We start from the raw sequence: 13,040 nt of genomic DNA on the forward strand, positions 1-13,040 counted from the left end.
CGAAGCCCCGAGTTGCGCCAACAAATGCCTGTTGATGCGCATGACGGTGGCGCGCACACCGTTTGCTACCCTCTCAGTCGAGCACTTTTACCGCCCTGAGCAACAACCCCGACCGATGGCCGATACGAAGAACGATCTGGTGGTGGCCCGACCCCAAGGCCTGTATTGCCCCCCTGGGGATTTCTACATCGACCCCTGGAAGCCGGTGTCGCATGCCTTGATCACCCACGCCCACGGCGACCATGCCCGGGTGGGGCACGACCACTATCTGGCGCCCGAGGAAGGTCGCCTCGTGCTGCAGGCTCGCTTGGGCGACATCCCATTGCAGACCCTGCCCTATGGCCAGGCGATCACGCACCGGGGCGTGCGCGTGTCCTTTCACCCGGCGGGCCATGTGCTGGGGTCCGCCCAGGTTCGGCTGGAGCACGAAGGCCACGTCTGGGTCGCCTCCGGCGACTACAAAACCGGGCCCGACGCCACCTGCGCGCCGTTCGAGGCGGTTCGCTGCGATGTCTTCATCACCGAATCCACCTTTGGCTTGCCGGTGTTCCGCTGGCAAGCTCAGCAGCAGGTGTTCGACGACATCAATGCCTGGTGGCAGGCCAATGCGCGGGCGGGTCGGCCTTCGGTGCTCTACGCCTACTCCTTCGGCAAGGCGCAGCGCGTGCTGGCGGGCATCGACCCGTCGATCGGCCCCATCGTGGCGCACGGCGCCATGACGCTGATGAACGACGCCTACCGGGCCAGCGGCGTGCCCTTGCCTTCGACGCAGTCGGTGCTGGACACCACGCCCGCCGATCTGAAAACCTCCTTGGTGCTGGCCCCGCCCTCCGCGCAAGGCAGCGGCTGGACCAAGCGCTTTGGCGAGCACAGCGACGCCTTCGCCTCCGGCTGGATGCAATTGCGCGGCACACGTCGGCGCCGAGGGCTGGACCGGGGCTTCGTGCTGTCCGACCATGCCGACTGGCCCGGCCTGCTGGAAGCCGTGAGCGCCACACAGGCGCCGCGCGTGATCGTGACGCACGGGTACGTGGAGCCGCTGGTCCGTTACTTCAGCGAGCAAGGCCTGCAGGCCGGCGCCTTCAAGACCGAGTATGGCGACGAGGCCGAGGATGGCGAAGCAGCCGCGCCCACGGCGGAGACCCCGCCATGAAGCGCTTCGCACAACTGTATGAAGCGCTGGACAGCACCACTTCCACCACGGCCAAGACCCAAGCCCTGGTCGCGTATTTTCAAAGCGCCCCCGCCGCCGACGCAGCATGGGCCTTGTACTTCCTGGCTGGCGGCAAGCCCCGCCAGACCGTGCCCACCGGCGTGATCCGCGCCGCCGCGCGCGAACATGCCCGCATCCCCGAATGGCTGTTCGATGAAAGCTACGACGTGGTCGGCGACCTGGCCGAGACCATCGCCCACATCCTGCCCCCCGCCGAGCGGCTGACCGACGTGCCCTTGCACCGCTGGATCGAAGAACGCCTGCTGTCACTGCGTGGCCAAAGCCCGGAATCGACCATGGCCGCCCTGCAAGGCTACTGGTCTGAGCTGGACACCCCCGGCCGCTTCCTGCTCACCAAGCTCATCGGCGGCGGCTTTCGCGTGGGGGTGGCGCGCAACCTGGTGCTGCGCGCGCTGGCCCAGGTGACGGGGCTGGACGCCAAGCACCTGGCCCAGCGCCTGATGGGTTACACCGACAAGCAGCATGTGCCCACGGCCGCGCGCTACGAGGCCTTGTCCGACCCCGAGTCGCCCTCACAGGCTTCGGGCCAGCCTTACCCCTTCTTCCTGGCCCACCCGCTGCAAGCCCCAGTCGACACCCTGGGGCCCATCGGCGATTGGCTGGTCGAGTGGAAGTGGGATGGCATCCGCGCGCAGTTCATCAAGCGAGGTACCGAGTCCTGGCTTTGGTCGCGAGGCGAGGACCTGCTCAATGGCCGCTTCCCGGAGCTGGACACCCTGGCCCAGGTCTTGCCCGACAACACCGTGATCGACGGCGAGATCGTGGTCTGGAAAAACGGCCACGTGCAGCCCTTCGCGGCCCTGCAAAAGCGCATTGGCCGCAAGACCTTGAGCAAGGCGATTTTGGCCGAATGCCCCGTGGCCTTCCTGGCCTACGACCTGCTGGAACACCAGGGTGAAGACTGCCGCGCCTGGCCTCAGTGGCAACGGCGCGAGCAACTGGACGCCCTGATCACCACCCCCACCTTGCCGCAAACCGACCTGCCGCTGGACGCCCCCATCGAACCGCACATCCTGCCCGCACCCCTGGCACCACTGCAGCTCTCGCCCCTGGTCACGGCCCCCGACTGGGCCACCCTGGCCGAGTGGCGTGAAGAGTCACGCAGCCGTGGCGTGGAAGGCTTCATGCTCAAGCGCCGCGACAGCCTGTACGGCACCGGCCGCACCAAGGACGTCGGCCTGTGGTGGAAGTGGAAGGTCGATCCCTTCACCATCGACGCCGTGCTGATCTACGCGCAAAGCGGCCATGGCCGGCGCGCCAACCTCTACACCGACTACACCTTCGCGGTGTGGGACGAAGACCGCCTGGTGCCTTTCGCCAAAGCCTATTCGGGCCTGACCGACGAAGAAATGAAGCAGGTGGACCAGCGCATCCGCCAGACCACCCTCGAGAAGTTCGGCCCGGTGCGCAGCGTCACGCCCACCTTGGTGGTGGAGCTGGGCTTTGAAGGCATCCAGGCATCCAGCCGCCACAAGTGCGGACTGGCCGTGCGCTTTCCGCGCATGCTGCGGCTGCGCTGGGACAAGCCCGTGAAAGAGGCCGACACCCTGACCAGCTTGCGCAGCCTGATCCCCGCACCGGCCACCTCGAAGTCCTCATGAGCCCAGTCGCCATGCCCAAAGCCGGACCAGACCCGGCCAGTGTCTGGCTGAAAGACCAAGGCTGGTCACCCTTCCCGTTTCAGACCGAGGTGTGGCAAGCCATGGCCCAAGGTGACAGCGGCCTGTTGCACGCCACCACCGGCTCGGGCAAGACCTACGCGGTGTGGTTGGGCGCCTTGCAGGCCTTGGGCCAAGCGCCCACCGAAACGCGCGGCGCGCCGCCGCTGACCGCGCTGTGGATCACCCCGATGCGCGCCTTGGCCTCCGACACCTTGACTGCCTTGCAAGCGCCCCTGCCCGCACTGGCACCCCGGTGGACATTGGAGATGCGCACCGGCGACACCAGCAGCGCCGCCCGGGCCCGCCAGGCCAAGCGCCTGCCCACCGCCCTGGTCACCACGCCCGAAAGCCTGAGCCTTTTGCTCACCCAGCCCCAGGCTGCGCAGCAACTCGGCAGCGTGCAACTGGTCGTGGTCGACGAATGGCACGAGCTCATCGCCAACAAGCGCGGCGTGCAGGTGCAACTCGCTCTGGCGCGCTTGAGGCAGTGGAACCCCCAGCTGATGGTGTGGGGCTTGTCGGCCACCCTGGGCAACCTGCCCGAGGCCCGAGACACCCTCACCGGCCCCTCAGGCCGCATCGTGCAAGGCCAGCTGCCCAAGGCCTTGACCATCGACACGCTCTTGCCCGACGAGGTGCAGCGCTTTCCCTGGGCCGGCCACCTGGGCCTGCGCATGGTGCCTGCCGTGGTCCGCGAGATCGAGGGTAGCCGCAACAGCCTGCTCTTCACCAACACCCGATCGCAGGCCGAGCTTTGGTACCAGGCCTTGTTGGAAGCACGGCCCGATTGGTCCGGCCTGATCGCACTGCACCACGGATCGCTGGACAAGGGCGTGCGCGAATGGGTGGAAGCCGGGCTCAAGGCGGGCACCTTGAAGGCCGTGGTGGCCACCTCCAGCCTGGACCTGGGTGTGGACTTCTCGCCGGTGGAGCGCGTGCTGCAGATCGGCTCGGCCAAAGGTGTGGCCCGGCTGCTGCAACGCGCGGGCCGCTCAGGGCACGCGCCGGGGCAGCCTTCGCGCATCACGCTGGTCCCCACGCACAGCATCGAGTTGCTGGAGGCCGCCGCCGCCCGGCGCGCCGTGCAGCAAGGCCACATCGAAGCGCGCACCAGCCCCGACAAGCCTTTCGATGTGCTCATCCAGCACGTGGTCACCGTGGCCTTGGGCGGCGGCTTCGACGGCCAGGCCTTGTTCGAGGAAGTGCGCACCACCCACGCCTACCAACACCTGACACCCGCCGAATGGACCTGGGTGCTGGACTTCGCCGGGCGCGGTGGCGACTCGCTGCAGGCCTACCCGGACTACCGCCGCATCGAAGCCGACGAGCACGGCCGCTACCACCTGGTCAACGCCCAACTGGCGCGCCGACACCGCATGTCGGTGGGCACGATCGTGAGCGATGCCAACCTCAAGGTGTCTTACCTGCGAGGGCCCGTGCTGGGTACCGTGGAAGAGAGCTTCATCGCCCGCCTGCGCCCGCGCGATTGCTTTCTGTTCGCGGGCCGCTTGCTGGAGCTGGTCAAGGTGCACGACATGACCGCCTACGTCCGCCTGGCCAAGGGGCAACGCGCCGCCGTGCCGCGCTGGAACGGCGGCAAGATGCCGATGTCTTCCGAGCTGGCACACGCCATGCTGGAAGAGTTGGCCAGCTTCGCGTCCAAGCCGGAAGGTGGCCCGCACCCGCCCGAGGTCCAGGCCCTGCGGCCCTTGCTGGCCGTGCAGCAAAGCTGGTCAGCCCTGCCCACACCCGACACCGTGCTGGTTGAAAGCCTGAAGTCGCGCGAAGGCCACCACCTGTACATCTACCCCTTTGCCGGTCGGCAGGTGAACCTGGCTTTGGCCACGCTGTGGGCCTACCGCTTTGGCCAGACCGCACCGCGCACTTTTTCAATCTCGTTCAATGACTACGGCATCGAACTGTTGAGCAATGAGCCGGTGGACGCGCACCTGCTGCCGTCCCTGCTCAGCACGGAGAACTTGCTGCACGATGTGCTGGGCAGCCTGAACGCGGCCGAGCTGTCGCAGCGGCGATTTCGCGAGATCGCCCGCGTGTCCGGTCTGGTCTTTCCCGGCTTTCCGGGCGCGCCCAAAAGCACCAAGCAGATCCAGGCTTCCAGCAGCCTGTTCTTTGAAGTGTTCCGCCAATACGACCCTGCCAATCTGTTGCTGACCCAAGCTGAACGCGAGGTGCTCAAGCAGGAATACGAACTCGACAAGCTGGACGGCGTGCTTCGGTCACTGCAAGCCAAGCACTGGGAAGTAAAGACCTTGAAGCGCTGGACGCCGTTCTCCTTCCCACTGCTGGTCGAGCGCTTGCGCGAACGCCTGAGCACGCACAAGCTGCAGGACCGCATCCAGCAATTGCTCACCGAGTTGAACGACAAGGCCAGCCAGATCTGAATGAACCCCATGGACCCACGCCTTGACCACACGCTGGATTGGCCACGCGATTCGCCAACTCAGCTCAGGCTTCAACTGATGCCCGAGCGTGCTGCCTTTGAGCCCGAGTCCCGCACCCTCTTCGTCGCCGACGTGCACCTGGGCAGGGCCGCCGTGTTCCGCGCGCGGGGCTTGCCCGTGCCACAAGGCACCACCACCGGCACGCTGGCCCGGTTGTCTCAGGCGCTGGACCGCTGCCAGGCCCGACACCTGGTGGTGCTGGGCGATTTCCTGCATGCCAAAGAGAGCCACGCCAGCAGCACCCTGGCGGCCCTGTCCAACTGGCGCCAGCGTCATCCGCACCTGCATTGCCTGGTGATCGAAGGCAACCATGATCTGCACGCCGGCCAAGTGCAGGCCTCTTTCAGCATCCAGTCGATCACCGGGCCCTACGTTCATGGCTGCTTGCGCGGCGTCCACCACCCGCCTGAACAGCAAGGCGACCAAGCCAAAGACACCCTGACCCTGGCCGGCCACGTGCACCCCGTGGTCCACCTGCGAAGCCGCACCGACCGACTGCGTTTGCCCATCTTCTGGCTGCACCAAGGCGTGCTCACCCTGCCCGCCTTTGGAGAATTCACCGGCGGCTTCGCGATCAACCCGGCGGCACAGCGCGATGGTGAGGTGTTCGTGGTCGGCGAACAGGTGCTGCCCCTGGCCGGATAACAGAACACTAGGGATTGCCCGCGTCGCGTTATATGACATGGCGGAAATTCCCCCTACTCAAATGAGGGGGGTCGGGTGCTCACAGGCCAGCAACCCCTCGCTTCCCGCCTTACGCCCCCCTTGGCGCTTGCCTAAAGTCAAAGCACCCCATGGCTGCTTTGCCGTACAAGCTCTAGGACTTATCCATGCCCACCCCCCTTCGCCAAGCGCTGCGCAAGACCTTCCTGTTCTCCGTCCTGTCGACCGCGCTCTTGTGGTCCGGTGCGCAAGCAGCGGCCCCCTCCTTCCTGGCCTTTGAGAGCGGCCACGTGCGCCCCCTGGCCCAGTCGCCCGACGGCACGCGCCTGTTCGCCGTCAACACACCCAACAACACGCTGGATGTGTTCAACATCACCAGCAACGGCCTGCAACTGTTCGCCCGCATCCCCGTGGGGCTGGAACCCGTGGCCGTGGCCGCACGCAGCAACAACGAAGTCTGGGTGGTCAACCACCTGTCGGACAGCGTCAGCATCGTCAAGCTGGATGGCGCGCCCCGGGTCACACAGACCCTCTTGGTGGGTGATGAGCCCCGCGACATCGTCTTCGCTGGCTCACCCGCCCGCGCCTTCATCACGACGGCGCACCGGGGCCAGCAACGCATGGACCCTTCATTGAAGAACGTGCCCGGCGCGGGTGACCCCAAGCTGACCACCGCCGGCATCGGCCGTGCCGACGTCTGGGTGTTCAACCCCGCCAGCGTGGGCAGTTACGCCGTGGGCGGCGTGCCCCTGCGCATCATGAGTTTCTTCGCCGACACGCCGCGCGCCCTGGCCGTCAGCCCGGACCGCAACACCGTCTACGTGGCCGCCTTCAAGTCGGGCAACGAAACCTCCTCGCTCAATGAAGAGGTGATCTGCGACAGCTTCAACCTGAAGATGCCCTGCTTTGTCAAAGGCAAGCTCATGCCTGGCGGCCGCCTGGGCCCGCAGACCAACGCCGAAGGCAAGCCCGCCCCCAAGACCGGGATGCTGGTGAAGTACAACCGCGCCACCAAGCGCTGGGAGGACGAGGTGGGCCGCAACTGGAACAACGCGGTCGAATTCACCCTGCCCGACAAGGACGTGTTCGCCGTTGATGCCAATGCACTGACCGAGAAAGTGGCCTTCCCGCACGTGGGCACGGTGCTGTTCAACATGGTGGCCAACCCCGTCACCGGTGCGCTGTACGTGACCAACACCGAATCCAACAACATGACCCGGTTCGAAGGCTCGGGCAAGTTCGGTGGCTCCACGGTGCAAGGCAAGCTGGCCCTGGCGCGCGTCACGGTGATCTCCGGATCAACCGTGCTGCCCCGCCACCTCAACAAGCACATCGACTACAGCAAGCTGGTCACCAACCCCGGCTTTGACCCCACCACCAAGAACCACAGCCTGGCCAGCCCGCTGGAGATGGCCGTGACCAAGGATGGCCGCACCCTGTACGTGGCCGCCTATGGCTCCAGCCGCATCGGCGTGTTCGACACGGCCGAGCTGGAGGCCAACACCTTCAACCCGCGCACGGCCAGCGCCAACTACATCAACGTGAGCGGTGGCGGCCCCAGCGGCGTGGTGCTCGATGAAGCACGCGGCCGCATGTACGTGATGACCCGCTTCGACAACGCCGTGAAGGTGGTGAACCTGGCCACGCGCACCGAGGTGGCCCAAGCCCCCCTGGTCAACCCCGAGCCCGCGAACATCATCGCCGGTCGCCCCTTCCTGTATGACGCCCAGCGCTCGTCGGCCAATGGCGAAGCTTCTTGCGCCAGCTGCCACACCTTTGGCGACACCGACGACCTGGCCTGGGACCTGGGTGACCCGGATGGCCTGGTCACGAAGAGCCCGATCCCCGGCAGGTTCACCTCGGACCTCGCCTTCCCGATCGCCAAGCTCATCTTCGGCGTGAAGAACAAGATCAACGGCAGCGACGATCCCAAGGACTTCCACCCCATCAAGGGCCCCATGACCACGCAAACCCTGCGCGGCATGGTCAACGCAGGCGCCATGCACTGGCGTGGCGACCGAGCCACGGGTGCCTTCGGCACCTCGGCCACGGACACGAACCTGTCGTTCAAGAACTTCTCGGTGGCGTTTGAAGGCCTGCTGGGCAACCCGGCCCCGATGAGCGAGGCGGAGATGCAGACCTTCGCGGACTTCCAGCTCGCGGTGCAACTGCCGCCCAACCCGATCCGCAACCTGGACAACTCACTGACCCCGGCCCAGAAGCGCGGCTTTGACTTCTACTTCGGCGACCGCCCTTCGGACGGCTTCAAGATCCTGCGGGCCGATGGCACCTCCATCACGCCCAGCAACAACTGCAATGGCTGCCACACCGTGGATCCGGCCAAGGGCATGTATGGCACGGGTGGCGACCAGAGCTTCGAGGGCAACTCGCAAATCTTCAAGATCCCGCACCTGCGCAACATGTACACCAAGGTGGGCCGCTTCGGCACGCCTGCGGTGCCCTTCTCCAGCGCGCCGGGTTCGGGCTTCATGGGCCCGCAAGTCCGTGGCTATGGCTTCATCAACGATGGCACGGTGGACCTGTTGGCGCACTTCTTCACGGTGCGCGTGTTCCAGCCCACCTTGAACTCGGGCTTCCCGCTCATCAACCCCGACGCCACGCGCCGTGATGTGGCCGACTACATGCACGCCTTCGACAGCGACCTGGCCCCGATCGTGGGCCAGCAAGTCACACTCGCGTCGTACAACACCACCGCCGTGTACCCCCGCATCGATCTGCTCATCCAGCGCGCCCGCACACCCTTCGTGTCCAAAGAGTTGGGCGGCAACGTGACCGAATGCGACCTGGTGGCCCAGGTGGTTGAATCTGGCGCCAAACGCGGCTATTTCTATGACGTGGCGAGCGCAGCCTTCGTGGCAGCCGACGGTGCGCGTCGCAGCGACGCGGCCTTGCGCTCCCTGGCCGGCATCCCCGGCCAGGAAGTGACCTACACCTGCACACCACCAGGATCGGGCAAGCGCATCGCTTTCAACAGTTGATGATCACCGGGTTGAGCGCTCAATTGCGCGCATGATGCGGATCACATCAGCTGCAAGAGAAGGTCGATTCGATGAAGCGTTTGAAGGACAAGGTCGCCGCCATCACAGGTGCGGCGTCCGGCATGGGCCGCACCTTGGCATTGGAACTGGCCCGACGAGGCTGCCATCTGGCGCTGAGCGACATCAACGAGCCGGGGCTGCTGGAGACCGCCAATCTGGCTCGCCACTTTGGCGTGAAAGTCACGACCACTCGGTTGGACGTGGGCAGTCGCGAAGCGGTGTTCGGCTGGGCCGATCAGGTCGTGGCTGACCATGGCCGGGTCAACCTGATCTTCAACAACGCCGGTGTGGCCATTGGCGCATTTGTTGAAACAGTGTCGGAGAAGGACTTCCACTGGATCATGGACATCAACTTCTGGGGCGTCGTGTGGGGCACGCAGGCTTTCCTGCCGCATCTCAAAAGGGCCGGCGAAGGGCATGTGATCAACGTGTCCAGCCTGGCGGGGCTGATGGCCGCACCCAGCCAAGCCCCCTACAACGCCAGCAAGTTTGCGGTGCGAGGTTTCACCGAGTCCTTGCGACAGGAACTCGACCTGGAAGCTTGCGGCGTCAGCGCCACGTGCATTCACCCAGGTGGCATTCGCACGAACATCGCCCACACGGCCCACATTGACGAGAGCGTGACCTCTCGCTGCGGAGGTGATGTCGAGGAAGCGCGCGCCCGTTTCAACAAAGCATTGGGCGGCACCTCGGCCGAGAGCGCGGCCTTGCAGATTTTGCGCGCAGTCGAGCGCGACGAACGCCGAGCACTGATCGGTGCCGACGCGAAGTTCATGGATTTGCTGGTGCGCATCGCGGGCTCGTGGTACCAGCCGGTGACGGTCTTCATGGCCCGCAGGATGTTGGCCAAGGCTTAGCCAAGCCGCCACCAGGCGGGTAGCAAGCCGCGCACCTCAGGTCGGCCAAAGCGGTCGTCCATGAGGTGCACCACGCCACGGTCGGTCTGCGTGCGGATCACGCGGCCCGCCGCCTGCACCACCTTCTGCAAACCGGGATACAGGTAGGTGTAGGCGTAGCCATCGCCAAACAGATCGGCCATGCGCAGGCGGATCTGCTCGTTGACCGGGTTGACCTGGGGCAGGCCCAAGGTGGCGATGAACGCCCCGATCAGCCGTTGCCCGGCCAGGTCGATGCCCTCGGCGAACGAGCCACCCAGCACCGCGAAACCCATGCCTTGGCCGTCTTCCGTGAAGCGCGCCAGGAACTGCGCCTGGTCGCCCTCGCTCATGCGGCGCGACTGCTTCCAGGTGGTGACCTGTGGCATGCGCGCCGCCCACAAGGCGGCCACCTCGTCCAGGTAATCAAAGCTGCTGAAAAAGGCCAGGTAGTTGCCGGGCTGCTGTTCATACTGCCGGGCCATCACGTCCACCACGGGGGCCAAGGATGCTTGCCGATGCTGGTAGCGGGTCGAGATGTGGGTGGCCACCTGCACACTCAGTTGCTCGTGGCTGAACGGCGAGTCCACATCGATCCAGGCGGTGTTGTCGGGCAAGCCCAGCAAGTCGCCATAGAACTGCTGGGGCCGCAAGGTGGCCGAGAACAAGGTGACCGAGTGCGCGTTGGCAAAGCGCGGCTTCAGGAAGCTGGCGGGCACCACGTTGCGGATGCACAAGGTGGACGGCTTGCCGGACTTGGTGATGTCGAACAGAGAATGCTCGCCAAAGGATTCGCTCAGGCGCGTGAAGTGCAAGGCCTCGAAGTAAAAGCTCTGCAAGGCTTCGTCGACCAGGGTCGGGTGCTCGCTCAGGTGTTCGGTGATGGCGTTGGTGGCCTGCTGCAGCTTGAACATGAAGGCTTCGGGCAACTGGGCATGAACCTGGTAATCATCCAGCTGTCCTTGGTGCGCCGCCTTCCAGCCCTTGTGCAAACGGTCGAGGGCTTTCTTGACCGGTGCCGGTGCCGAGCGTCGTGCCGCGCTCAAGCTGGCCTGGTCCAGCGCCGCCGTGTACATCTTGCGGGCCCGCTCGACCAGGTTGTGCGCCTCGTCCACCAGCACGCTAACGCGCCAGGGCTGGCCCACCGCCTGGCCATGCAGCATCGCGTTCAGGTCGAAATAATGGTTGTAGTCGCCCACCACGGCATCGCTCCACTTCACCATTTCCTGGCCCAGGTAATAGGGGCAGACCTGGTGGGCCAGGGCCACGGTGCGCAAGGTGGCTTTGTCCAGGGTGCCCGTGGCCGCTGCCGCGCTGCGGGCCTGCGGCAGCCGGTCGTAAAAGCCCTGCGCCAAAGGGCATGAGGCGCCATGGCAGGCCTTGTCAGGGTGCTCGCAGGCCTTGTCCTTGGCCACCAGCTCGATGACACGCAGGGGCAAGGCGGGCGCGCTGCGCTTGATCAGCGCCAGCGCGTTCAAGGCCACGCCGCGCCCCGAGGTCTTGGCCGTGAGGAAAAACACTTTGTCCAGCTTTTGCGCTGGGCAGGCCTTGAGCAGCGGAAAGACCGTGCCAATGGTTTTGCCGATGCCGGTGGGGGCCTGCACCATCAGGCAACGGCCCGCGCTGTTGGCCTTGTAGACGGCCTCGGCCAAAGCCCGCTGGCCGGTGCGGAACTCGGCATGCGGGAATGGCAAGGCGGTGAGCGCCCAGTCGCGCGCGGCGCGGTGCGCCAGTTCCTGATCGGCCCAGTCCACGAAGCGCTCGCATTGCGTTTCAAAGTGCTGTTGCAGCATCGCAGCGGTGCAATGCTGGCGCAGCACGGTTTCATCTTGCGAACCAATGTCGAAATAGACCAGGGCCAGCTCCACCTCGCTCAGGCCGCGCGCCTGGCACAGCAGCCAGCCATAGACCATGAGCTGCGCCCAATGCAGGTGGCGGTGGTTGTCAGTTTGGCGGTCCAGACGGCCTCGGAAGGTCTTGACCTCTTCAAGGCGGTTCAAAGCTGCGTCGTAGCCATCGGCGCGGCCGCGCACCAGCAGGTGCTGGTGCTCGCCACTCAAGGTGATCTCGGATTCATAAGACGCGCCCCGCCGCGAGGCCACCAGCAGGTGCCCGGCCATGCCCTCTTGCGCTGTGGGCGAAGGCGTGAAGCGCAAATCCAGGTCGCCTTGCTTGGCGGTGAACTCGCACAAGGCACGGACGGCGACCGTGTACTTCAATCGCTGGCCTCGTCCAGGCTGGCTTGCGCCGGTTCATCCACCTCCAGGCGCCACGGCGTGGCTTTGGCCAGCGCCAGCCACACCGCGAAAGGCAGCTCGCAAGGCGCATGCCGCGCCGGACGAGCGAGCTCGAACTGCCCGTGCTCGATGTCGCCGTGCAACAGCCAGACCCCGAACTCCGGCGGCACCTCGTCAGGCCGAGCCACGCCCGCCGGGAACACGTAGTGGCACTCGCAGCACAGCCATTGGTATGACTGCCGTTTGGCCTCGTGCCGCAGGTCGGACAACAGGTCCGCGCGGGTGGCCTTGACCTCGTGAACCACCGGCTGCAAGTAGGCCTGCACCGAGGTGTTGCGCACCGAAAAAACATCCGGGCGGGCCATGCGCCACGAGGCTTGGCGCTCGATGGCGGCCTCTTCGTCAGCCCACAAGGCGGTGGGGGGTGCCGAGACGCACTCGGCGCCCCGCTCGTCGGCATGGCCCGTCACCCTCGCACGCAAGGACAGCTCGCGCCAGACGATCCGACCGGCGGCCATCAACTGCAGCGCCACCCGCTCAGCCAATCGATCATGGGCGCTCAAGGCTCGGCGATTTTGTTGGCGGGCCAAGGCCAGCCACTGGATCCCGGCCTCGGTCAGGTGCAAGGTTTCATGCCCATCGGGCGTTGCCCGCAAGGACACCAGACCCGCGGCCAGCAGGTCGATCTCGATGGCATCGCGGCAGGGCCAACCGGCCGAGCGCCAGATCTGCATCAGGCGCGTTCGGTGAGCGCGCTGAAGGGCGGAGTGGGCAGGAATCGAAGGCATGCATGACTGTATACCCATACAGCCCTGACAACGCACTGGCACGCCGGGCATGTTTTTCAGA

8 protein-coding genes are annotated in these 13,040 nt (G+C 65.8%); 6 read left to right on the forward strand and 2 right to left on the reverse strand.

Annotated elements, in window-relative coordinates:
* Positions 1-115: 115 nt before the first annotated feature.
* The 6 genes from Q7V20_RS19175 to Q7V20_RS19200 all read left to right on the forward strand — a co-directional run bounded on the left by Q7V20_RS19175 (position 116) and on the right by Q7V20_RS19200 (position 9,936).
* A complete protein-coding gene (locus Q7V20_RS19175; protein WP_304794954.1) occupies positions 116-1,153 on the forward strand; it encodes a ligase-associated DNA damage response exonuclease in 1,038 nt (345 codons plus the stop codon).
* Positions 1,150-2,835, forward strand: a complete 1,686-nt coding sequence (locus tag Q7V20_RS19180) for an ATP-dependent DNA ligase (protein WP_304794956.1) — start codon at positions 1,150-1,152, stop codon at positions 2,833-2,835. The genes Q7V20_RS19175 and Q7V20_RS19180 overlap by 4 nt, the downstream gene beginning before the upstream one ends.
* Positions 2,832-5,297: a ligase-associated DNA damage response DEXH box helicase gene (locus Q7V20_RS19185; protein WP_304794958.1), complete on the forward strand. Its 2,466-nt coding sequence runs from the start codon at positions 2,832-2,834 to the stop codon at positions 5,295-5,297. The genes Q7V20_RS19180 and Q7V20_RS19185 overlap by 4 nt, the downstream gene beginning before the upstream one ends.
* A gap of 9 nt (positions 5,298-5,306) precedes the next feature.
* Positions 5,307-6,002: a ligase-associated DNA damage response endonuclease PdeM gene (gene pdeM / locus Q7V20_RS19190; RefSeq protein WP_304794960.1), complete on the forward strand. Its 696-nt coding sequence runs from the start codon at positions 5,307-5,309 to the stop codon at positions 6,000-6,002.
* A 185-nt stretch (positions 6,003-6,187) separates the two neighbouring features.
* On the forward strand, positions 6,188-9,019 hold the full coding sequence (locus Q7V20_RS19195) for a YncE family protein (RefSeq protein WP_304794962.1): 2,832 nt from the start codon (positions 6,188-6,190) through the stop codon (positions 9,017-9,019).
* A gap of 71 nt (positions 9,020-9,090) precedes the next feature.
* Positions 9,091-9,936: an SDR family oxidoreductase gene (locus tag Q7V20_RS19200; RefSeq protein ID WP_304794964.1), complete on the forward strand. Its 846-nt coding sequence runs from the start codon at positions 9,091-9,093 to the stop codon at positions 9,934-9,936.
* Here the strand turns inward: Q7V20_RS19200 and Q7V20_RS19205 are convergent.
* Both Q7V20_RS19205 and Q7V20_RS19210 read right to left on the reverse strand, forming a co-directional pair.
* The gene (locus tag Q7V20_RS19205) at positions 9,933-12,173 is read right to left on the reverse strand and encodes an ATP-dependent DNA helicase (RefSeq protein ID WP_304794965.1); all 2,241 of its coding nucleotides are present in this window, start codon (positions 12,171-12,173) and stop codon (positions 9,933-9,935) included. The genes Q7V20_RS19200 and Q7V20_RS19205 overlap by 4 nt on opposite strands.
* Positions 12,170-12,979, reverse strand: a complete 810-nt coding sequence (locus tag Q7V20_RS19210) for a hypothetical protein (protein WP_304794967.1) — start codon at positions 12,977-12,979, stop codon at positions 12,170-12,172. The genes Q7V20_RS19205 and Q7V20_RS19210 overlap by 4 nt, the downstream gene beginning before the upstream one ends.
* Between the last annotated feature and the right edge of the window lie 61 nt (positions 12,980-13,040).

The sequence above is a fragment of the Aquabacterium sp. genome (assembly GCF_030652515.1).
Lineage (GTDB): Bacteria > Pseudomonadota > Gammaproteobacteria > Burkholderiales > Burkholderiaceae_C > Aquabacterium.